This is a genomic window from Saccharibacillus sacchari DSM 19268 (assembly GCF_000585395.1).
GTDB classification, from domain to species: Bacteria; Bacillota; Bacilli; order Paenibacillales; family Paenibacillaceae; genus Saccharibacillus; species Saccharibacillus sacchari.
Genome location: NZ_KK073875.1, coordinates 5,449,852 through 5,471,384, shown reverse-complemented (window position 1 = coordinate 5,471,384; position 21,533 = coordinate 5,449,852). Strand labels below are relative to the sequence as shown.

The following is a 21,533-nucleotide window of genomic DNA, read 5'->3' as shown; positions in this document are numbered from 1 at the left end:
AAGGTATGTGATGTTGGATGATTTTATGGATAAGCAATTTCCGGGTTTGCCTTTGCGCAAGCCCCTTTTCTACTCATGGGATATCGGTATCCGTTTTGAACTTGGCGATCCTGAATTGGACATGTCGCAAAAAGAACGTTACTTGCGCGAAGCCGGCGACCGGGCGATACATCTGTACAGACTGCTACATCGGGAAGACGACGAACTGTTGGTAGTGACGAACGCGCATTTCCTTGATCGGCCTCGCCGCCATGAGCGAAAGCTGAATGTGTACCGTCGCCGGGTTAAGGATCATAGAGTGTTGAGAAAGCTCAGTCAGGTCGCGATTCCGTATATTTATGCCGAAGGGGAAAAGGATGAAAATATCGAGACGCATCGATTTGTGTTGGAGTGCCGGGGACGGGTTCTCCGAGCCGAGCATCTGATTCGATCGTTGTGCAATACGGATATGGGAGTAAAGCCCTCGATTGAGCATGAGGTGTATATCATCAACCAAACGACCGGAACGATCTTTCATGTCTATGATGATCGGGGCTGCGACGTGATCGCGAATTCGGAGGACGCATTACGCGAGGTGTATACGGCTTGCAATAATTGGATCTTAGAGTACGACCGTCAACGAATCGAAGTCGTATTTGCTCAAAATCTGCGCGAGCCACAACCTGATTAATGATTTTTTATCCAAACGGAACCGACAGGAATTTGCCGCGTATACGCTTTATCATAATGAAGTGATAAAGCGTATATTTTCAGGAGTACCATTCGATCGAAGGAGGTTTTCAATGTTTATTCCGCGGCTCAAAGGATTATATGCCATGTTCTTGCGCGAACCTTTGGGGTACAAAATTCTGATTCTGTCGGCCCTGGCTTCAGCGATCGTGTTTAGCGGCAGTGCGTTCCATCTGTATGCGCAGGTTGGAGCCAAGTTGTCTGCCGCGGTATTTTTCGGTGCCGCTGCGTACCCGTTCCGCGGAAATCGAAAAGTCTTTCGGATCATGATGGTTTGTATGGTGCTTTGTTTGCTGTTGGCAGGGAAGATTTGGCTTGACGCATAACGAAAAGAGAACGACAGATGATTCATGGAACGGCTTTTGAGCGTAATTTGGATCATAAGCCACCAACTGAATGCGAATGGCTAGCTCAAGCCTTTCGCTTCCGAAAGGAGTACCCATGAAAAAGTCGTCGTTGTCGTTTGCGCTGAGAGGAATTTCGCTGCTGTTGGGCATAGTCGGCATATTGCTCGTGCTGCGAAGCACGGAGCTTGGGTTGGCCCAAGCGGATTCGTTGACGAGTAGTCAAGATGAGTACGGTTCGGGAACGAGGTTTTGGTTGGTGCAGCAGAGCGGGATCGCCGCTTATCGGACGCTTGGAGCCATTTTGGCGGGAGTGGGATTATTTCAGGCGTTACGTCCGTTAAGTCGATTGGAAATGCAGAGAATTACGGTTGCTGCCGAACAAGAGGATGGCGTGCATGTCGCGAATTCTAATTCTTTGCCGACATCCGGTTTTGCACAAGGAGGAGCAAGCAGGGTACAAGGTCCGCGCACAGACTCGGCTTCCCGCGTCATTCAAGCTTCGCCGCAGAAACTGTATTGGGCATTCGTCGATCCGGATGTGCTGGTACGTTGGCTTCCGCCCGAAGGGATGCGTGGGAAGATCGAGCGCTTCGAACCGCAAGCGGGCGGCGCTTACCGGATGGTGCTGACTTATACAGGCAGTTCAGGTTCCGCTATGGGCAAATCGTCGACGGATACGGATATTGTGGAAGGCACATTCGTGGAATTGGTTCCCGGCGAAAAGATCGTGCAGGCTGTTACGTTCGACTCGCCCGATCCTGCTTTTGCCGGAGAAATGCGAATGACCTGGAATCTGCAAGCCGCAGGCAGCGGGACGGAAGTCACGGTGGTCTGCGAACAGGTACCGAGCGGGATCGGTCGGAAAGATCACGAGAAAGCCCTGGCTTCGACGCTGCAAAATCTGGAGCGGATCGTGAGTTAGTATAGAGTACGAGCAGCTTGGTCGAGAACCGTTCCGCTCATTAATTAAAGCCGCCGATTCGCGATCTGCGGCTTTTTGTCATGACCGAATGTTCGCCTGTTGCTTCAAATCAGCTTCACGCGGCCTAACGTCTGCCTGTACTCGCGCGGACTCATGCCCGTCCAGCGCTTAAACTGCCGGCTGAAATGGGGCAACGTGGAGTATCCGAGCCTAGCCGCGATTGCGGTGAAGGCGAGATCCGGTTGCTGAATTAACTGCTTCGCTTCATGAAGTTTAAGTTCCGACAGATAGCTGCGCGGCGAAGTGCCGTACACCTGACGGAATACTTCGAGCGCGTAACCGGAACTGATGCCGAGATTCGCGGCGATTTGTTCGATGCGGATCTCGCCGTGTTGGAGATTCTGCTCCCGGACGTTTTCCATGTAAAAAGCCGACTTGATCGATTGGGCGATCAAGGTCGCGTAATGTCCGGCCGTCGGCGATACGATCGTTTCCGCGTGATTCGAAGCATAATCGGCGAGCAGGTACAGCACCTCGAACAAACCTGCCTGAATACGAAACAAATCTGCGGTGGTGTACTGGCCGTCGCTGTGAATCAGCTGCACCCATTTTTTCATCGTGGCTTTCAGACGTTCGTTATCCTCGCTGCCGGAACGGAAATGAAGCGGTCCGCAGCGGCGCATCGTTTGCCGGAACAGCGGATCGTCGAGATTGAAATGGGCGATAAAATAGTGCAAGCCTTCCGCTTGCCGGCAGTCCGTCGCATGACGTGCGCCAGGCGGAACCAGCAGAATATCGCCTTCGAGCAGATCGTATTGGATGCGCTCCAGCTTCGTGCACTGAGAGCCGCGCAGGATCAACATCAGCTCAAATGCCGTATGTGACTCTTCGGGAACCTTCCAGCCGTACGGCACTTCCTGGGTATGCGCGCCGAACAGCTTTACGTTCCAATCGATCGCGGGCATCCAGTTGGATTGCGGAGACAAATAGGATCGGTAATTTTCAGGAATTTCGATTGCGTCCACCACCTTGGATTTGGGCAAGTTTTGCTTGGATTAGCGTATCTTCAATTATGAAAACGCTTGCTATAATGACTGTAACGTACCTGGTGCAGACGCGCAAGACCAAGGAGGAAACGTGAAAATGACCAATCTGAACATTCAGCATTTTTATACGGACGAACAAAATGCTTGGCAGCAACGAACTTACGAAAAAGGCGAAGGCGTCGCCAATTTATCTTTTACCGGACAGCGGTTTCAACAGGTCGAAGGATTCGGCGGTTGCTTTAACGAATTGGGTTATCTGGCTCTGGAGCATTTGGATCAGGAGAATCGTCAGCAGTTGATGCACGCGTTGTTCCATCCGGAAGGCGAGCATCGCTTTGCGATTTGCCGACTCCCGATCGGGGCAAGCGACTACGCGCAGCAATGGTACAGCCACAACGAACATGACGGCGATTACGCGATGGAACATTTTTCGATCGAGAGGGATTTCAAGTATTTGATTCCGTATATTCGCGAAGCCTTGAGCTACAATCCCGATCTGAAACTGTTCGCTTCGCCGTGGAGCCCGCCGACCTGGATGAAGACGCCGAAAGCTTACAACTACGGCACGCTGCGCTGGGAACCCGGGATATTGAAGGCATACGCGCTGTATTTCGTGAAGTTCGTGCAGGCGTACCGCGAAGAAGGGATTACGATTCACCAGATCCATGTGCAAAACGAGGTCATCGCGGATCAGAAATTCCCTTCTTGCGTATGGACGGGCGAGCAGCTGAGGGAGTTCATTGCGGACTACTTGGGCCCGGCGTTCGAGGAGCATGGACTGGATACGGAGATTTGGCTCGGAACGATCAATGCGCCGGACCCGTGGGAAGAGCTGATCAAGAAAAAAACGACGGACTTCGACGATTACGCGGCCGTCGTGCTGAGCGACCCTCGGGCATATCGTCACATCAAAGGCGTCGGGTACCAATGGGCAGGCAAACATGCGATCCAGCGCACGGTTGCCAGCTATCCCGAACTGCGTTATATGCAAACGGAAAACGAATGCGGCGACGGATTGAACAGTTGGGGCTATGCGCGTTACGTGTACAATCTGTTCCAGCATTATTTTGCGAACGGCGTGAACGCCTATATCTACTGGAATATGACGCTTGAACCCAAAGGACGCAGCACATGGGGTTGGGAGCAGAATTCGATGGCAACGGCGGAACCGGACAGCGGGCAACTGACGCTCAACCCGGAATATTACGTGATGAAGCATTATGCCCGTTACGTCGTACCCGGCGCTTACCGGATCGGACTTGCAGGGCCGTGGACGGGAAAGGCGACGGCGTTCCGCAACCCGGACGGCAGCATCGCGGTGATCGTGAACAATTCGTTTACGGACAGTCGGGAATTGAACTTGGAGCATGACGGACAGACGCTGCGTTTTGAACTGACGGCGGGTTCGTTTAATACTATTGTGATCGGTCGAGATTAGCATCGAAGTCAAAATTGCAGGTTGAAAAAAGCTTCGCAGAAAAGCGCTACTGCGGAGCTTTTTGGCATGTGGATCAAGAAGGGGAGGGAAGCGCTTTATGTTTTTCGTGCTTATCTTGCTTTATGACATGCACATCATACATCCTGACATTCTCCATTTACCTGCTTTCCTCTTATACTGGGATTGTTATCGGTAATCAAGCTGGGATCATGCCATGTCAATCGTTGATACGAATCAGGCAGCCTCGGATTATCGATTCAGTATAACGCTTATCGTTAACTTAGCCCGAAACGGAGGATTTTCCCTTGCCTATTTTCTTTAATTCCGAACATCAAACGTTCCATCTGCAATCGGCGGCGTCCAGTTACGTGATCGAGCTTGTCGAGTCGGCGCACCCTGCGCATGTCTACTGGGGACCCAAGTTGTCTCAGGAAACGTTCGATAAACATATTTTTTCGATCGAGCGCTGCTCATTCCACCCGAACCTGAGCGCGGACGCGATGCAATTCTCGCTCGATACGCTGCCTCAGGAGTATCCGTCGTACGGCAGCGGCGATTTCCGCGAGCCTGCGTTTGAAGCCCGTTATACGGACGGAACGACGATCAGCCGCCTGGCCTACGAGCGTCATGAGATCGTATCCGGCAAGCCCGCGCTTGAGGGACTTCCGGCAACCTACGTGGAAAATGACGCGGAAGCCGAGACGCTGCACCTGCATTTGCGCGACGCATTGACCGGTCTGCATGTCGTGCTGAGCTATAGCGTATTCAACGAGCTGGACGCCATTACCCGCTCGGTTCGTTTCATCAATGAAGGGCAAGAAGTCATCGCTCTGGGTCGCGCACTCAGCGCCAGCGTAGATTTCAACCATAGCGACTTCGAGTTCTTGCAGCTTTCCGGCGCATGGATTCGCGAGCGTCATATCCACAAGCGCGAATTGGTTCCGGGCATTCACCGAATCGACAGCAAACGCGGATCGAGCAGTCATAACCAAAACCCGTTCATCGCGCTGCTTGCCAAAGATTCGGGCGAGGACTTCGGCGAAGTGTACGGATTGAGTCTGGTCTACAGCGGCGGTTTCCTCGGACAAGTCGAAGTCGATTCGTACGGAACAACGCGCGCGCAGCTCGGTATCCAGCCGTTCGATTTCGAGTGGAGACTCGAAGCAGGCGAAGCGTTCCAAGCGCCGGAAGCGGTCATGGTCCGTTCGTCGGAAGGACTCGGCGGCATGTCGCGCACGTATCACAAGTTGTACCGCACCCGTCTGAGCCGCGGCGAATTCCGCGACAAAGCGCGTCCGATCCTCGTTAACAACTGGGAAGCGACGTACTTTAATTTCAATGCAGATAAAATCAAGGAGATCGCGGCATCGGGCAAAGAACTGGGGATCGAATTGTTCGTGCTCGACGACGGCTGGTTCGGCAAACGCGACAGCGACGACAGCTCGCTCGGCGATTGGTTCGAAGATTCCCGCAAACTGCCGGAAGGCTTGTCCAAACTCGCGAGCGATATTACCGCAACCGGCATGGAATTCGGATTGTGGTTCGAACCGGAGATGGTTTCCCCGAACAGCGAACTGTACCGGAATCATCCGGAATGGTGCCTGCACGTGCCGAACCGCAGCCGGACGGAAGCGCGCCGTCAGCTGATCCTCGACTTGTCGCGACCGGACGTCTGCGACTACATCGTCGATTCCGTTTCCAAAGTCTTGGAATCGGCGCCGATCACCTACGTAAAATGGGACATGAACCGCAACATGACCGAGATCGGTTCGGAATTGCTGGCAGCCAACCGCCAGCGCGAAACGGCTCACCGTTATATGCTCGGCTTGTACAGCGTGCTGGAACGCATCGTGTCGCGCTTCCCGCATATCCTGTTCGAAAGCTGCTCCGGCGGCGGCGGACGCTTCGATCCGGGCATGCTCTATTACATGCCTCAGACTTGGACGAGCGACGACAGCGACGCGGTCGAGCGCCTGAAGATCCAATACGGAACCAGCATCGTCTACCCGGCGAGCAGCATGGGCGCGCACGTATCGGCGGTTCCGAACCATCAGGTCGGCCGCATCACGCCGCTCGAAATGCGCGGACATGTCGCCATGAGCGGCAACTTCGGCTACGAATTGGATCTGACGAAATTCACCGAAGAAGAGAAAACGGAAGTGAAAGCGCAGGTTCAACAATACAAAGAACTGCGCAACCTGATCCAGTTCGGCAACTTCTACCGGATCAAAAACCCGTTCGAAAGCAACGATACCGCTTGGGCTTACGTGTCCGAAGACCGTTCCGAAGCTTTCGCCGCTTACTTCCGCGTACTCGGCGAACCCAACGCGCCGCTGCGCCGCCTGAAACTCAAAGGTCTTGACCCGCTGAAACGCTACACCGTCGAAGGACGCCTCGGCACAGGCGAAAGCGGCCAAGTCTACGGCGGCGACGAACTGATGAACTTCGGCCTTCCGCTACCGATGCTCAACGGCGATTTCCAAAGCGTGCTGTACGTGATTAAAGAAGCCTAAGCTTTAATAGGAAGCAGCCCTTCATCTTCAAAAAAAACGAGATCCATGCAAATCACCCTCATGAAGTCACCATAAGAGTTAGTAAGTATCGAGATCAGTAAGTATCAATAATCGCAATAGAAAGAGCTCTGGGACGAGATTCCCAGAGCTCTTTCTTTATCTCTTCAACCCCCCACGGCGGAAGGTCGTAGCGGAGGGAGAAATTCAGGTCAAGACGCCTTTGAACCCAGAAATTTGAGATTGGAATACATTCCAATCTCAAATTTCTGGGTGAGACAGCGTCTTGACCGAATTTCTCCCGCAGCGTCTCCCCTCCCGCCTACCCCCTCAAATCATGCTCCATCACTAACAAATTATTCTTCATTTCTTTCATCCCGTTCCGCGACAGCTTCCCGTTCTCGAACATCCGCTGAATCTCATCGCGCTCCAGCTGAATCCCCACCCGAGCCACCTCATCCAATTCTTCTTCCGAACTTCGACGAGCAGCCAGGGCTTCCGAATCTTTTCCCCGGCGAAGCTGGAACCGCTCATATCGCAGCAGCGCAACATGAATATCTTCCGCTTCGATTTCCGTTTGACCGGAAGCCAGTAGTGCTTTAAGCCGATCCACCACATGTTGGCTAACCTCTGTTTTAAACACCTCTTCCGAACGCCTGCGTTCTTTCAATGTGTCAGCGGATAGATCGACAAATTGCCGGAGCTGCTTCACGCTGCCCCGAGGCAGCCGTCGAAGCTCGGTCAGATAACTTTTATCCCGAGTGGATCGATACAGAAGCTTATTCAACTGACGCACGAAGCGATAAGCGACGAAGGGGTTGACGTGTTGGCTGCGTGCCGCTTCCGTCGCATATTCTTTTTGCCATTGCAGCGTACGAATCATCAGGGTCTGCGGAGACTCTCCCAGCTGCGACGTTTGTTTGAGTTTAAAAATACGCTGATTGTACATATGCGCGACAATCTTGACCGCCGTAGCGTTTTCCGTATTCGCCTGATCGTTAAGCGCCACCACGACGCCTCGTAAAATCGCAAGTTCCGCTTGTACATCTTCGTTTTCCGGTACTTCCTCGTTCTTGATCAATAAAGGAAGCAGATAATTGGCAGCCAGCAACGTCCATAGAATCACCCCGGCGGCCAGAAAAATGATCAGGTGGCGTTCGGGGAAACGGCTGCCGTCATCGAGCAAAAAAGGCAGCGATAACGCACTCGCAAGCGTAATGGTGCCGCGTACGCCCGCAAGGCTGAAGATCAGCGCGTTTTTGAATCGGCCCGGCTGCGCATGAGCGTGTTCATCATCATGGTCTTTCGCTTCCGTCACCCGGGTCAGCAGCACCCAAACGAAGCGAATACCCAGTAGCAGAATCGTCAGCAGCAGAGAATGGCCGATCGCTTCGAGGTTGCTGATTTCCCGGCTTTCCCAGATCGTGCGCACGATCTCCGGCAGTTGGGTACCGAGCAGCAGGAAGACCAGACCGTTCAGCACGAAAATGATCACCGACCACGTGCTTTTGGAAACGATATTCAGCTTGGCGATTTCCGGGTTCAGCTTGCGGTAGCCGATCGAGTGAGCAACCCCCGCGCTGACCGCCGCCAAGATCCCGTTGACTCCGAGTTGTTCCGCCGTCAGGAAAATCAGGAACGGCGTCAGCACTTCGATCAGCATATGCAGCTTGACCGTCTCCATGCCGAGCCGCCGCAGCCACATGACGAACAGCTGCTTCAAAAACGTCATGACCAAGCCCAATGCGATGCCGCCAAGCGAAATGCCGACAAAAGCCAAACCTGCCGACCAGATCGAGAATGCTCCGGTCACCATCGCGGCTACCGCAAACTGGAACGAGACCAGACCCGAAGCATCGTTGATCAGCGATTCGCCTTCCAAGATCTTCATCGTCCGATGCGGAATGGCGACCTTATCTTCCAACGCTCCGACCGCGATTGCATCCGTCGGTGCGAGCGCCGCAGCCAAAGCGAAAGCCGCAGCCAGCGGAAGGGAGGGAAGAAGCCAGTTCAGCATATAGCCGAGCGAGGCCACAGTGACGAATACCAGCCCAAGCGCCAGAAGCAAAATGGGTTTGCGCAAACTCCAAAACGATTTCCGATCCGTCATGCGTCCGTCATTGAACAACAGCGGCGCGATGAACAGCAGCAGGAACAACTCCGGGTTGAGCGTAACCTCGACATGCATCGGCAAAAACGTCAATCCGACGCCGAGCGCGATCTGAATAATCGGAACGGATACCGAAGGCACGAAGCGGTTGATCAGGTTGGACAGCGCAATCGCCGATAGCATCAACAAAATAAGTTCGAACATTTCCAAGCGCGTCACCGTCTTTCTGATAAGGGATTCGTAACGTGTCTGTTCATACATACTCAATTTTCCTGAAAATGTATACCCTCTGACGATATAATTGAGTTGAAAATGTACGGTGTTTGCAAATATCGCGAGGGCTATCGGGCAACGCTTGGAATCTTCAATCCTCATCTATCCGGTTCAATACATAACAGATAACTTTTCCCGATAAATCCGCAGCCAACTTTGAAGAGCTTATCCCCGTCTATTTAATTCGTGTACGCAAACTACGGCGAAAGTAGATTTAGAGAGGAGAAACATAATGCCCTATCACCAATTTATCGCAGGCAAAAAAGAAGATACGAATCACGAATGGCTGAGTTGGGAGCAAGGCCATGTATGGAGAGGCGGGGTTGTAATCTCGCCGCAGGCGGTCATCGACGATGATCTGTTCGACTACATGTACGATACGTTCCGATGGTTGCGAGCGCAGTATCCGAACGGACAATGGGGAAACGGACTCGACAATTACGGCTCTTCGCTGATTCAGCATCCGGAGGACATTCGCAAACTTCAAGAAATCGCGATCGCTTGGAAAAGTCTTTTCGGCGCAGGACCTGAAGAAATCGGACTGACAGGTAATTACGGTTGGGATGGCGCGGATCCGCAGAATGGTTTTTACGAAAAGTTGAAGTTCCCCAAACATGAGCTGATTCAGGAAATGGATCATTTGATCGAGGTGACCGAAAAAGCGTTGGAGACCGGAATTTGCGTGATTCATTTTGGCATCTGAAGGGAAAACGATGCGATGAAAAGGGGGACGAATCGATGAAAGAAGCCGTAATCGTAGTGCCTTATGACGGTAAATGGCAAACGGAATTCGTTGGAATCGCCAAGCAACTGCGCGAGATGATCGGAGACGAAGCGCTGCGCATCGATCATATCGGTTCGACGGCTGTTCCCGGACTCGATGCGAAGCCGGTGATCGATATTCAAATCTCGGTCAAGTCTCTGGAGCCGACGACATATCGTTCCGCGCTCGAAGTAGCCGGGTATCGCCACCGGGCGGATAATCCCGATCTGACCAAGCGTTATTTCCGCGAAACGGAAGGCATGCGCCGGACCCATATTCATGTGCGCGAAGCGGGAAGTTGGTCGGAGCAATTTGCTTTGTTATTCCGAGATTTCCTGAGGCAAAGCGAGAAATGGCGACGCGTATACGCGGCAGAAAAACACGCCTTGGCCGAGCGTTACTCCGCGCCGCATGAGCGCGACTTTTACGTCGACGGCAAAGACCCGATCATTTGGAAAATCATGCAGGAAGCAAGCCGCTGGAGCAAGGACGCCGGGTGGAGACCGCCGGCAAGCGATTTCTGAATAGCATCCCCTCTTTTTTGGATGAATAAGGAACTTATTCCTCTCATAACCGTAGAGACCTAGAGAGGGGGAGATTATATGGAAGGGATTTTGCTGCTTGTTTTGTTCGCCGTCAACATTCCGCTGGTCCACCTGCTATCCCGCATTTTGTTTCGCGACCGTAACGATATGGATCAGGCGATTAAAGACACGTACACGCCGAGCTGGTATGCGGCATGGAAAGGTCGTTATTGGGAGCATAAAATGAACGAAGCCCAAGTCAAACTGATGCTGATCATCTCCGTAGCGATGATTATAGGCGAATACGTGTTGATCATGCGTTTTTTCGATTGGTTAGGAATCAGCGGATAAAAAGATAGAGGATCGCTATAGCGATTGTCATAGGACGCGCTAGAAAGTTACGCTTATGCGGGAAGCCATAAGACTCCAAGAGAAATTGCCAGCACAGGATCTCAATGCCGAAGAAGTCTTGAACAATGATGTAGGCATCTTGAGCCGGAACGGTGACGGGTTTTTCCTTAGAATGTCGATCGAGAAAACCTAGCGTTGCTGGAAGCAAGGAGACGGAGAGAGAAATTCAGTGTAGGAATGGAATGTTCGCCTTTGAAATCGAGAAAATTCCGCTAAAAATTCAATCCTTTTCTCGATTTCAACACGCGACCGGAACGAATTTCTCTCGGAGTCTTCTTGCTTCCCGCGCCGAAGCGACTTTCTCGACAATCTGTAACGATCGCTAAAGCGGTCGTCTTTTTGCTGCTGGCCGGATTTCTTCCGTTTCCGATTTGACTTGCCTGTCACCGCCCTCTAGCATAGAAGACAGAAAACGCTTGCTACGAATACATACCGCGCTTGGGAGGGTTACAATGATTAATCATATGACGATGCTGGGATTCCGGATGCAGGAGGAAGAAGATTTTTTGCAGCTTGCGAATTATGCGTACGAGCACGGAACATTAATGCAGACACAGCAAGGCGCTTACGTTCGGTTGGAGGCCGGCGGCGGAGCGGAGTTATGGCTTCAGCTTAACAGCGAAGGCGTCGCGATCGGCATGCACCCGCATTTTACCGGAGCCGGACTGATGGAGATCGGGATCGAAGCCGAAGTGATGCGCGAAGACGCCAACGAGATGGACGGGACGTTCTATGCTTGGGCCGGACCGGGCAAGCCGGGAGAAGGATTATATTCGTTCGTGTTCGATCTGCCTGACCGTGACACTTACGGACCGTTGATCCAGCCGCTGCTTCAGCATGTTCAATTGGCGGCTTTTGCGCATGAGCTGAACCTGTTTGCCAACGAAGTGGAGTACGAGCATTACCAACTCAGCCAATCGTTGACTGCGCAGATTGTCCCGGCTCATCATTTCGTATCTACAGGATTAAACGATCAGGGCGGCGAAGCCGTCTCGACAGCCGTGTTCAGCGGAACGGTACTGCGTGCAGGCTGGGTCAAAAACGAACTGAGCGGATCGTATTTTCAATGGGTGCTCGTGCGGACGCTGGGCGGGGATATCGACGTCGTCGCGGACGAACGGCTGATTGGCGAACGGGAAGTGCGGGAAGGCGAGATTTTGAGCGGGACGTTTTGGCTGAGCGGGCGATTGGTCGAGAAACCGTAAACGCTAATATCAAACAGGAGGGATAACGAATGGAACTAAACCGAACAACGCCGATTTTAAGAATCTTCGATGAGGAAAAAGCCAAAGAATTCTATGTGGGTTATCTGGGTTTCAAAGTGGATTGGGAGCATCGGTTCGAAGCGGACATGCCGCTGTATCTTCAGGTATCCCGCGGCCCGGTCGAGCTGCATCTATCCGAGCATCACGGGGATTGCACGCCGGGTTCGGCAGTGCGGATCGGCGTGAAGGATTTGCCTGAGCTGCATCAGGAGTTGACGGCGAAGTCTTATCGTTTTTCGCGTCCGGGAATTGAAGATCAGCCGTGGGGGACGAAGGAAATGTCGGTGACCGACCCGTTCGGCAATCGCATCGTTTTTTACGAATAACGCAAAGCCTGACAGAACAGTAGGAAAGGAAGGCATGACGGATGGTACGCTTATTGATTATGACGATCGGCAAAACCCATAGCGGGAAAACGACATTCGCCCGAAAATTGGAGCAGCGTCTCTCAAACTCGGTAGTGATCGATCAGGACAATCATTCCGGGTTCATCAACACGTATTATCGCAAGATCGTGCCTACCTCCGGCGAAAATACGCTTAAGCATAAGGTTACGCAAGTGATCGTGGAGCATGCGGCGAAGCAGACCGATTCGCATCTGATTCTATGCAATGCTAACCGGGGCCGTACGGAGCGCACGCAAATTTTGGAGAACTTTCGAAAACAGGGGTTTACTGCGGTGATGGTTTATTTCGATCTGCCGGATGCATTGCTGATGGAGCGGGTTCGAAACAGCACGCGCAGCAAAGCAATATTCCGCAGTGCATCCAGCTTCGAAGAAGTATTGTTGCGACAGCAAAAACAGTCGGATGATCCGAATCTGTCAGCGCCGTCGGAACATGAAGCGGATTATGTGCTGACCGTGACGGATTCGGCGGAGCTTGAGGCAGTGTTGGACCGAATTGTGGATTTGGCTTCGCAGATGTAAAGAAAGCCGTCGGAACATGTCAAACAATTAATTGGGAACGGTTACTTAGGACGCAGCGAACGATATCCATTAATACCTTGAAAAAGACCGATACGGAAATTCGATTCGATGACACGATGGTCGAGGAAATCATGCGGGTCATGTCGAAAAGTAAACAAGAAGTGCTTCGGATTTTAAATCGGAGTTTCTAACCACATTCCTATCCAAGGAGATTATGCCCATGAAAATCGCTTTTCTGATCATCGACGTTCAATATCAACATATCAAAGACGTCCCGCAAAGCAAAATCGACAACGCCTGCGAGTACATCAATTACGTATCGGGCGTGCTGCGTGCGGCCGGGCATCCGATTATCCATATTCGCGATATCGAAGGCATGACCGAAGAGACGGCAGAACGTTACGATGTGATTGAAGAAATTGTTGTCGATCCGTCCGATCTGATGGTGACCAAGGAATATTCGAATGCGTTTTGGAAAACAGAGCTGGAAGAAGTACTGGTTCAGCAAGGCGTCGAAAAGCTCATTTTGGCAGGTTATGCGGCAGAGCACTGCGTGCTGTTCACTTATAACGGAGCGATAGAGCGCGGCTATAGTCCGGTTCTGCTGCAAAACGGTCTGCTCAGTCGTCACGACGATACGATCGCCGCGGCTTCACGCGACCGCAATCTGATCTCGTATACGGCGGCGGAATGGCTGACTCAGAGCTAAATCGAACGTTGCTCATCGACTTTTCCGATACCCTAGCGGCGTCTCGCCTGTTTTGCGCTTGAATAACCGATAAAAAAACTTCATATCGCTATATCCCACAGCCGCCGCGATCTCGGGAATGCTGCGGTGCGAGGAAGTCAACAGCACGCAGGCGGCTTCCACGCGCGTGTTTTGCAAAAAAGTCGAGAAGTTCATGCCCGTCTGCTGATTGAACAAGCGGCTGAATTGGCGTTCGCTAAGTCCGACCTGCGCCGCCAATTCTTGCAACATCAGATTGTCTGCATACCGTTCCTCGATATAACGCACGACGTGTTCGACGGAAGTACGGGATAACGGCGTATCTGCCGATCCGGACACGGCAGCCTCGCTTTGCGCTTGCCGGTGCAGCGTCACCAACATGCGGACGATCAGCGAGGTAAGCACGGCTTCGCAGCCCGGCAGGCGCGACGCATATTCCCGAAACAGCTCTTTGAACCAGCCGCTGAACTCTCCCGGATCGCGCAATCGCAGCCAGGAACGTTGAGGTTCGCGGAAAAAAGCCAGCATCGCGGCAGCGTCCGGAAATTGCTGTTCCAGCCGCTCCACGTAATCCGTCGGAAACAAGCAGTTGTATACGATCAGCTCCCGTCCGCGTCCCGGTGCCGACGGACGGAACACATGCGACGTTCCGACGGGAATAAAAAAGACATCGCCTTGCGATACGCGCAGGCTTTCTTCGCCGATATAATGCACGCCCGAGCCTTCCGCGATGTACGCCAGTTCGATAAAATCGTGCGTATGCTCGGAAAGATCGAAATTTTCGGATGCCCGGTTTACATAGATCGGCAATCCGTCATCAAAGTAGCTGCTCCCCAGCATTCGGTCCACGATGCGCTTCATTTCTTTTCCCTCCTCTTTTTGCCTTGTAAAAGGTTTCTGCCTCCATGCGTCGATCCTACTCTTTTTCCGCTGTAATTGTCCATATCCACCTATCATTTTGTCTGAATCGGCCCCGTTATTCTTTCTCTTATTTGACTACAATGGACCTGAAGATCGACGAATCAGTCCAAACAATCGAATTCAAACAACGGGAGGAATCAGGATTATGCGTTCAACGATGGTGACGGAACTGCGCTGCGAATATTTGAAAAATCCGCTGGGACTGACGGTTAGCCGTCCTCGCTTCGGCTGGAAACTGAAAACCGACCGCCGCGGCGCGCGTCAGATAGCCTATCGCGTGCAGGTCGCGAAAAGCGTCGGTCCCGCGGATTGGGAGACGGCGGAGAGCCGCGATCTTCTGGCGTGGGACAGCGGCCGCGTGGAATCGGACGAAAGCGTCCATGTCGAATACGCGGGGGAGGAAACGGAATCCGCGCAGCGGTATCTATACCGGGTGCAGGTCTGGGACGAACAGGAAGAAGTTTCGCCGTGGAGCGATACCGCCTATTGGGAGACCGGCCTGCCAAGCGCGGAAGACTGGAGCGCCGATTGGATCACGCCGGCTTCCGGCGAGATCGATCCGCAGGCAAGCGAGACCTATCTGCTGCGCCGTACGTTCCGATTGAGCGAAAAAAAAGTGGAACGGGCGACGATTTTCGCGACGGCGCTGGGCATCTACGAACTGGAGCTTGACGGTCGCCGCGTCGGAGACAGCTTGTACGCGCCGGGCTGGACCAGCTATGATCAGCGGCTTCAGGTGCAGGCTTACGACGTGACGCAGCAGTTGAACGGCGCAGCGGAAGAAGGCGACAGTCACGCGATCGGCGCGGCGCTTGCGGACGGCTGGTATATCGGGCGTTACGGCTGGACCGAGCGCGGCAAACTGTACGGCGACCGCCGCGCGCTGCTGCTGGAGCTGCATATCGGCTACGAGGACGGCACCAAGCAGATCGTCGCCAGCGGCAGAGACGGCTGGACAGCCTTAATCGGTCCGAGTCTCACGGCCAACCTGTACGACGGCGAGACGTACGACGCGCGGCTGGAACAGGCAGGTTGGAGCATGCATGCTTACGACGATGCCGAGTGGAAAAACGTCGAGACGTTGGAGCATCCGAAACATAGCCTGATCGGCGAGCAGAGCGAACGGATCAAAGTCACCGAACGCCTCAAGCCGGTCTCCGTCATCCGTACGCCCGCGGGCGAAACGGTACTGGATCTGGGACAAAACATGGTCGGCCGCATGGCGTTTTCGGTCAAAGCTCCCGCCGGAACGACGGTGAAGCTGCATCACGCCGAGGTGCTCGATCAGGCGGGCAACTTCTATACGGGCAACCTGCGCTCGGCGCGGCAGGAGATCGTCTATACATGCCGCGGCGAAGGAACGGAAACGTACCGGTCGTCCTTCTCGTTTCAGGGCTTCCGCTACGTGCGTCTCGAAGGGTTCCCCGAACCGATCAATCTCGAAGATTTCGTCGGGGAGGTCATTCATACGGACATGCAGCCTGCCGGCTTTTTCGAGTGTTCGAATCCGCTGCTTAACCGTCTTCAGCAAAATATTGTTTGGGGGCAGCGCGGCAATTTCCTCGACGTGCCGACCGACTGCCCTCAGCGCGACGAGCGGCTGGGCTGGACGGGCGACGCGCAGGTGTTTATCCGCACGGCCGCGTTCAATTACGGCGTCGCACCGTTTTTCGCCAAATGGCTCAAAGATCTGTCGGCGGATCAGCGCGAAGACGGTGGGGTTCCGTCCGTCATTCCGTCCATCATGGAGGAATCGCACCATTCGTCGTCTGCTTGGGGAGACGCGGCGGTCATTTGCCCGTGGACGATCTACCAGTGTTACGGCGATACGCGCATTCTGGAAGAGCAATACGACAGCATGACGGGTTGGGTCGAGTATATCCGGGCGCAAGGCGATCAGGAGCTGCTGTGGAACAACGGATTCCATTACGGCGACTGGCTCGGACTGGACGCGAAAGAAAATAGCTACGTCGGCGCGACCCCCAGCGATCTGATCGCCACGGCCTTTTTCGCCTATTCGACTTCGTTGGTCGCCAAGACCGCGGCCATTCTGGGCAAAAGCGACGATGCGCGCAACTACGAAGACCTGCACGGCCGCATCGTTCAGGCGTTCGCCGACGAATTCGTCACGCCGAACGGCCGCCTGGCCGGGCATACGCAGACTTCGTACGTGCTGGCGCTGATGTTCGATCTCGTTCAAGGCGAGACGAAGCGGCAGGTGGCGGATGCGTTGGCCGAATCGGTACGCGGGGAAAAGATGCACCTCACCACCGGATTCGTCGGAACGCCGTATTTGTGCCATGTGCTGTCCGAAAACGGCTACCACGATATCGCGGTGCAGCTCGTGCAGCAGGAAGAGTATCCGTCTTGGCTGTATTCGATTCATCAGGGCGCGACGACGATCTGGGAACACTGGGACGGCATCAAGCCGGACGGCTCGTTTTGGAGCGACGCCATGAATTCGTACAACCATTACGCGTACGGCGCGATCGGCGATTGGCTGTACCGGGCGGTCGCAGGGTTGGATCTGGATGAGCAAATCCCCGGCTACAAGCGTATCGTGCTGCGTCCGAATCCGGATTCCGGCTTGACGTATGCGCGCGCGCAGTACGATTCACCGTACGGCAAAATCGTCAGCGGCTGGACCAAGCGGGAAAACGGCGAGGTGGTGTACGAGATCGAACTGCCGCCGAACACGACAGTTGAGCTGCGATTGCCGGATACCGACGGGAAAAAGGTCAAAGTGGATGAACGCGATCCGGCGGAAGTGTTAGGAACAGAGTCGCGCCGATATGAGGACGGAACTCTCGTGCTTGAACTCGGTTCGGGCCGATACGCGGTGAAAGTAAGCTGAATATTGTCCAAGTAAAGGACGCTGCCGCGTAAAAAGCGGTAACGTCCTTTTTTTATACGGTTGGAGCAGGTAGGGCAGAACGAAAAGTCGAAGGGTAGTGGAGCATGAGAAGAACAAGGAGGACGAATATGGAAGAATGTTTGATTTGCAGTCGGATCGAGGATATCAAGGCGGGAAACAATCCTTATTTGGTGGCGGAACTTGAAACCGGGTATATCGTGATAGGGGATCATCAGTATTTCAAAGGCTACACGTTGTTTCTATGCAAAGAGCATGTGAGCGAGCTGCATTTGCTGGACCCGATGTTCAAAGCGAAGTATTTGGTCGAAATGAGCGAGGTCGCCGAGGCGGTGCAGCGTGCTTTCGGAGCCGACAAGATGAACTACGAGCTGCTCGGTAACGGGGACGCGCATCTGCACTGGCATCTTTTTCCCCGCAGGCTCAGCGAACCGAACCCGCGGCATCCCGTCTGGTGGACGAATCGCGAAGAGATGTACGCCGACGAGGTCAGACCGACGGAAGACGAATTGGCCGAGTTGAAAAGAGTGCTGCAAGAGGAATTGAAGCGGATGGGAGTGGTACAATAGGACAAAACAGCGGGCGTGTTCCGTTTTGCAGGAGGAAACCATCATGATCCAATCCATCGTACATATCGCGCTCGTCGTGAACGATTATGACGAAGCGATCGAGTTTTACACGAAAAAGCTGCATTTTACGCTGGTGGAAGACATCTACCAGCCGGAGCAGGACAAGCGCTGGGTCGTCGTCGCGCCTCCGGGATCGGCGGGCACGACGCTGCTGCTGGCCCGCGCGTCCAAGCCCGAGCAGGAGCCGTTTGTCGGAAATCAGGCGGGCGGACGGACGGGTATTTCTATTTTTGAACACGGACGACTTCTGGCGCGATTATCGGGAGATGGTCGCGAACGGAATCGAATTTGTCCGCGAACCGAAAGAAGACTCTTACGGAACCGTGGCGGTATTCAAAGACCTGTACGGAAATCTGTGGGATCTGCTGCAATTGAACGACGATCATCCAATTATGCTTCGTATGAAGGAGTGAGCCTATGCTAACCTTGGAACAACAGCTGGACAAGCTTGCCGATTTGGGCATCACATTCAAGAAGCCCAAAGAAAAAGTGCTGGAACTGACGGGAATCAACGGATCGGCTTATTACGAAGAAGAGCCGTATACGCGCTTGTTGGCCGAACTCGGCATGTTTAGTTTATCCGCGAATATTTGGACGTTTGATCTCGAAAGCGCGGAAGGGTCGGATGTCTACGAAGAATATATCACCAGCATGATCGGATTGTCGGAAGGGCGCATTCAAATTTCCGATCTGCACGGCAAATTCGATCCGACTGAAAGCGCTACGCGTATTTCTTTCGTATATGAAGGAAAAACGCATGAATTATCCGCGATGAACCAAGGCGATTGGATCGATCTGTTCGTGTTCGGAAGCGTGCAAAATATCGTGCAAGGAACCGATCAACGATTCGTTCACCATGTTCAAGATCAGACGGTTACCGTCGTTTTTTGCAACGACGCGGCGCAGCAAGAATTGCGGGAGCTGACGAACGGAGCTTACGGGTCTTTGATCTGATCCGATAGAAAAAGCTCAAAACGGCGAAAACGGTCGATCCAGCATCTGCGTCAATTCTTCGGCTTGAAGCAGCGACGAGAGCGGATCGGATTGGAAATAGCGATTCCACGGCAGGTCGACGATCCGGTGCCGCCGCGCGACGGCTTCGCGATTCCACTGCGGCGCCGAAGTCAGATTATGCGAAGCGTCATAATTCATGACCAGCACCCATTCGCCCAGATTGGCTTCCAACTCGGATTCTCCGACGCGAGCCGAGTCCTGCCCGCTGCCGGCGAGCATGCGTCTTAAGGAAGAAGGCGAAGACAGATTCAGTCGGTCATAAACGGCACGCCCTCCGCGATACGCCGCGTTGCCGATCAACGTAACCTGCGCGTCGCACCAATACGGATCGGCCAACGTGAACGTCGCGGGCTTCGCGAAACGCGCGGCCAATCGGCTTCGCAGATTATACGTACGCAGCCGAGCCTGGCGTATCCAGGCTTCGGCTTCTTTTTTGCGTCCGATCCACTGACCCAGCCGATGCATTTCGTTTTCCATTCCGCCGCAATGATCAGACTCGAAGACAAGCGTAGGCGCAATTCTGGCGTAAGAAGCATAAGCTTCCCGATTCCAGGTCAAGATCAGATCCGGATCCAGTTCGATAATGCGCGCATACGAAATTTCATTATGTCTCCCGATATCCGCAGGAGCCGCTTTCCAATACGCATCAAGCAGCCCGCCGTTGTCCGTGAGCGTGGAAGGCGCGCCGATCGGCTGCTCGCCCAGTGCCAGCAGATGCCCGATGCTCCAGTCCGTGACGATGCGCCGAGGGCGGTCGGGAACTTCGATATTGCCCATGACGGTACTGACGGTCCGGGTCGGTCCCGGAATAAAAACAGCCGGAGCACCGATCGGGGGAGAGGAATGTTTCGTCCGGACTTCGGCTGCGGGAAGACAAGCAGCCTCGCGTCCGATATTTTCGGCTGCTTGCAGATCGCTCAGCAAGCGGGCGGCCGCCGACGCGGACGTCGAATCGGATTCGCCGAGCCGGTGTACCGAGGCATCCGACCTGCGATACTGCTCCGGCGAGAGGCCGCAGCTTTGCTTGAATTGACGGCTGAAGGAATAGGCGTTGGCATACCCGACTTGTTCGGCGATTTGCTGCAAGTTCGCGGATGTGCTCTTCAAGTCTTTTTTCGCCTGCCGCATTCGGATCCCGATCAATACTTGAAGCGGCGAGCGCTCGAACCGTTCGCGGAACAGTTGGGAAAGCCTTCGAGTTCCGCAGCCTGCCGTTTCCGCAAGTTCGGCGAGCGTAACGGTTCGCGACAGATGCCCGATCATGTATCTCAAGGCCCGCAGAACGCGTCGGTCTGCGGGATTTGCCGTTTTATTTTTCTCCGATTCCTGCTGCTGCTTAAGAAAAATATGTACCGATTCATACAAATGCGACGTCAATCGAAGCTGATCCAACGCTTTCAGTCTGTGCCATTGCGCCAACAAAAGATCGAACGAACGCTTCAACTCCAGTAGATCCGAAGGCGTGAATGCCAGATCCGCCGACTCCTTCGAATATTCGTTCATGCAGTCCGTGCCGGGAAACGCATAGTCGAATAGATACAACTCCGTCTCGTGCTCGGCGGTGAGCGCAAGCTCCGAACGGCAAGAGACATGTATCGCATAAGCTCCGTCGAAAGAGTAGGCCGTTTCCTTGCCGAGAGTCAGATGCCCTTTTCCGCTTGAGACAAGCACGAACGCGGCCGAGGAAGAGCCGCCGAAGCGAAACCTTTCTTCCGCTTCCAATCTTTTGAACCTGACATCCAGCAATCTGGCCGGCAATCCGCTCCAATCCCGGATCAAACGATCCGCCGAGGGCGTATCGGGCATAGGTAGTTCCCCTTTTCTTTGCAGCGTTTCTTAGGGCGCGCAGGCCAACTCAGCGACGTGCGTCTTTTGCCGTCGGCGAAGTTTGCGGACACGCCCCGGATCTGCCGAGTCATTTTTGCTATCTGCTTATTTTAATTGATAACGATTCTCAACTCAATAGGTAAGCGTAAATTGCCGAATCGGGTATGCCGTATTTCTTTTTTAGATATTGTCCCGCGCAGTCGAGGAATTTATACTGGGACAAGTTAATGAAAACGATTCTCAATAGAGTGTCGGATACCTACAGGCAAAGATTGAA

General features: G+C 53.7%; 19 protein-coding genes and 1 pseudogene. 16 read left to right on the top strand and 4 right to left on the bottom strand.

What is annotated here, in order from left to right:
• Positions 1-10 precede the first annotated feature (10 nt).
• The 3 genes from SACSAC_RS23725 (at position 11) to SACSAC_RS23715 (ending at position 1,998) form a co-directional block, all read left to right on the top strand.
• On the top strand, positions 11-670 hold the full coding sequence (locus SACSAC_RS23725; protein WP_051507367.1) for a DUF3885 domain-containing protein: 660 nt from the start codon (positions 11-13) through the stop codon (positions 668-670).
• Positions 671-782: 112 nt separating this feature from the next.
• Positions 783-1,055 carry a hypothetical protein gene (locus SACSAC_RS23720; protein ID WP_037290900.1) on the top strand — a complete coding sequence of 91 codons (273 nt, stop codon included), beginning with the start codon at positions 783-785 and terminating at the stop codon, positions 1,053-1,055.
• Positions 1,056-1,170: 115 nt separating this feature from the next.
• Positions 1,171-1,998, top strand: a complete 828-nt coding sequence (locus SACSAC_RS23715; RefSeq protein ID WP_245608685.1) for an SRPBCC family protein — start codon at positions 1,171-1,173, stop codon at positions 1,996-1,998.
• 104 nt (positions 1,999-2,102) lie between these two features.
• On the opposite strand, the gene SACSAC_RS23710 is transcribed toward SACSAC_RS23715, so the two are convergent.
• Entirely contained in the window at positions 2,103-3,041 is a 939-nt protein-coding gene (locus tag SACSAC_RS23710; RefSeq protein WP_245608684.1) for a helix-turn-helix transcriptional regulator, read from the bottom strand.
• 100 nt (positions 3,042-3,141) lie between these two features.
• On the opposite strand from SACSAC_RS23710, the gene SACSAC_RS23705 reads away from it, so the two are divergent.
• Both SACSAC_RS23705 and SACSAC_RS23700 read left to right on the top strand, forming a co-directional pair.
• Entirely contained in the window at positions 3,142-4,482 is a 1,341-nt protein-coding gene (locus SACSAC_RS23705; protein WP_037290899.1) for a glycoside hydrolase family 30 protein, read from the top strand.
• A 305-nt stretch (positions 4,483-4,787) separates the two neighbouring features.
• On the top strand, positions 4,788-6,995 hold the full coding sequence (locus tag SACSAC_RS23700; RefSeq protein WP_037290898.1) for an alpha-galactosidase: 2,208 nt from the start codon (positions 4,788-4,790) through the stop codon (positions 6,993-6,995).
• Between the two features lie 319 nt (positions 6,996-7,314).
• Here SACSAC_RS23700 and SACSAC_RS23695 read toward each other — a convergent pair whose 3' ends face one another.
• Positions 7,315-9,363, bottom strand: coding sequence for a Na+/H+ antiporter (locus SACSAC_RS23695; RefSeq protein ID WP_245608683.1), 2,049 nt, complete (start codon positions 9,361-9,363; stop codon positions 7,315-7,317).
• Between the two features lie 244 nt (positions 9,364-9,607).
• Here SACSAC_RS23695 and SACSAC_RS23690 point away from each other — a divergent pair, with 244 nt between their 5' ends.
• The 7 genes from SACSAC_RS23690 to SACSAC_RS23660 all read left to right on the top strand — a co-directional run bounded on the left by SACSAC_RS23690 (position 9,608) and on the right by SACSAC_RS23660 (position 13,975).
• On the top strand, positions 9,608-10,078 hold the full coding sequence (locus tag SACSAC_RS23690; protein WP_037290897.1) for a hypothetical protein: 471 nt from the start codon (positions 9,608-9,610) through the stop codon (positions 10,076-10,078).
• Between the two features lie 35 nt (positions 10,079-10,113).
• Entirely contained in the window at positions 10,114-10,662 is a 549-nt protein-coding gene (locus SACSAC_RS23685) for a GrpB family protein (protein WP_037290895.1), read from the top strand.
• A 78-nt stretch (positions 10,663-10,740) separates the two neighbouring features.
• Positions 10,741-11,013 carry a hypothetical protein gene (locus SACSAC_RS23680; protein WP_037290893.1) on the top strand — a complete coding sequence of 91 codons (273 nt, stop codon included), beginning with the start codon at positions 10,741-10,743 and terminating at the stop codon, positions 11,011-11,013.
• Positions 11,014-11,525: 512 nt separating this feature from the next.
• Positions 11,526-12,278: a hypothetical protein gene (locus SACSAC_RS23675; RefSeq protein ID WP_037290891.1), complete on the top strand. Its 753-nt coding sequence runs from the start codon at positions 11,526-11,528 to the stop codon at positions 12,276-12,278.
• Between the two features lie 29 nt (positions 12,279-12,307).
• On the top strand, positions 12,308-12,664 hold the full coding sequence (locus SACSAC_RS23670; RefSeq protein WP_037290890.1) for a glyoxalase superfamily protein: 357 nt from the start codon (positions 12,308-12,310) through the stop codon (positions 12,662-12,664).
• Between the two features lie 41 nt (positions 12,665-12,705).
• A complete protein-coding gene (locus SACSAC_RS23665; RefSeq protein ID WP_037290889.1) occupies positions 12,706-13,266 on the top strand; it encodes an ATP-binding protein in 561 nt (186 codons plus the stop codon).
• A 220-nt stretch (positions 13,267-13,486) separates the two neighbouring features.
• The gene (locus SACSAC_RS23660) at positions 13,487-13,975 is read left to right on the top strand and encodes a cysteine hydrolase family protein (protein WP_037290888.1); all 489 of its coding nucleotides are present in this window, start codon (positions 13,487-13,489) and stop codon (positions 13,973-13,975) included.
• A 12-nt stretch (positions 13,976-13,987) separates the two neighbouring features.
• On the opposite strand, the gene SACSAC_RS23655 is transcribed toward SACSAC_RS23660, so the two are convergent.
• Positions 13,988-14,854 (bottom strand): AraC family transcriptional regulator, encoded by an 867-nt coding sequence (locus tag SACSAC_RS23655; RefSeq protein WP_037290887.1) that lies wholly within the window; start codon positions 14,852-14,854, stop codon positions 13,988-13,990.
• A gap of 205 nt (positions 14,855-15,059) precedes the next feature.
• Between SACSAC_RS23655 and SACSAC_RS23650 the strand changes: the two genes are divergently transcribed.
• From SACSAC_RS23650 to SACSAC_RS23635, 4 genes and pseudogenes are all read left to right on the top strand, one after another.
• Positions 15,060-17,768 (top strand): glycoside hydrolase family 78 protein, encoded by a 2,709-nt coding sequence (locus SACSAC_RS23650; protein ID WP_037290886.1) that lies wholly within the window; start codon positions 15,060-15,062, stop codon positions 17,766-17,768.
• A 128-nt stretch (positions 17,769-17,896) separates the two neighbouring features.
• Positions 17,897-18,355, top strand: coding sequence for an HIT family protein (locus SACSAC_RS23645; RefSeq protein ID WP_037290885.1), 459 nt, complete (start codon positions 17,897-17,899; stop codon positions 18,353-18,355).
• A gap of 43 nt (positions 18,356-18,398) precedes the next feature.
• A pseudogene (locus tag SACSAC_RS23640) lies at positions 18,399-18,828 on the top strand (VOC family protein).
• A gap of 4 nt (positions 18,829-18,832) precedes the next feature.
• Positions 18,833-19,369, top strand: a complete 537-nt coding sequence (locus tag SACSAC_RS23635; RefSeq protein ID WP_037290884.1) for a hypothetical protein — start codon at positions 18,833-18,835, stop codon at positions 19,367-19,369.
• Between the two features lie 15 nt (positions 19,370-19,384).
• On the opposite strand, the gene SACSAC_RS23630 is transcribed toward SACSAC_RS23635, so the two are convergent.
• Complete coding sequence (locus SACSAC_RS23630) at positions 19,385-21,235, bottom strand: helix-turn-helix domain-containing protein (protein ID WP_037290882.1); 1,851 nt, start codon at positions 21,233-21,235, stop codon at positions 19,385-19,387.
• Between the last annotated feature and the right edge of the window lie 298 nt (positions 21,236-21,533).

Coding starts and splice junctions, on each gene's coding strand:
- SACSAC_RS23655 (WP_037290887.1), bottom strand. CDS start 14,854: ATGAAGCGCATCGTGGACCGAATGCTGGGGAGCAGCTACTTTGATGAC.
- SACSAC_RS23660 (WP_037290888.1), top strand. CDS start 13,487: ATGAAAATCGCTTTTCTGATCATCGACGTTCAATATCAACATATCAAA.
- SACSAC_RS23680 (WP_037290893.1), top strand. CDS start 10,741: ATGGAAGGGATTTTGCTGCTTGTTTTGTTCGCCGTCAACATTCCGCTG.
- SACSAC_RS23630 (WP_037290882.1), bottom strand. CDS start 21,235: ATGCCCGATACGCCCTCGGCGGATCGTTTGATCCGGGATTGGAGCGGA.
- SACSAC_RS23665 (WP_037290889.1), top strand. CDS start 12,706: ATGGTACGCTTATTGATTATGACGATCGGCAAAACCCATAGCGGGAAA.
- SACSAC_RS23685 (WP_037290895.1), top strand. CDS start 10,114: ATGAAAGAAGCCGTAATCGTAGTGCCTTATGACGGTAAATGGCAAACG.
- SACSAC_RS23670 (WP_037290890.1), top strand. CDS start 12,308: ATGGAACTAAACCGAACAACGCCGATTTTAAGAATCTTCGATGAGGAA.
- SACSAC_RS23650 (WP_037290886.1), top strand. CDS start 15,060: ATGCGTTCAACGATGGTGACGGAACTGCGCTGCGAATATTTGAAAAAT.
- SACSAC_RS23690 (WP_037290897.1), top strand. CDS start 9,608: ATGCCCTATCACCAATTTATCGCAGGCAAAAAAGAAGATACGAATCAC.
- SACSAC_RS23635 (WP_037290884.1), top strand. CDS start 18,833: ATGCTAACCTTGGAACAACAGCTGGACAAGCTTGCCGATTTGGGCATC.
- SACSAC_RS23725 (WP_051507367.1), top strand. CDS start 11: ATGTTGGATGATTTTATGGATAAGCAATTTCCGGGTTTGCCTTTGCGC.
- SACSAC_RS23645 (WP_037290885.1), top strand. CDS start 17,897: ATGGAAGAATGTTTGATTTGCAGTCGGATCGAGGATATCAAGGCGGGA.
- SACSAC_RS23715 (WP_245608685.1), top strand. CDS start 1,171: ATGAAAAAGTCGTCGTTGTCGTTTGCGCTGAGAGGAATTTCGCTGCTG.
- SACSAC_RS23720 (WP_037290900.1), top strand. CDS start 783: ATGTTTATTCCGCGGCTCAAAGGATTATATGCCATGTTCTTGCGCGAA.
- SACSAC_RS23705 (WP_037290899.1), top strand. CDS start 3,142: ATGACCAATCTGAACATTCAGCATTTTTATACGGACGAACAAAATGCT.
- SACSAC_RS23675 (WP_037290891.1), top strand. CDS start 11,526: ATGATTAATCATATGACGATGCTGGGATTCCGGATGCAGGAGGAAGAA.
- SACSAC_RS23695 (WP_245608683.1), bottom strand. CDS start 9,363: ATGTATGAACAGACACGTTACGAATCCCTTATCAGAAAGACGGTGACG.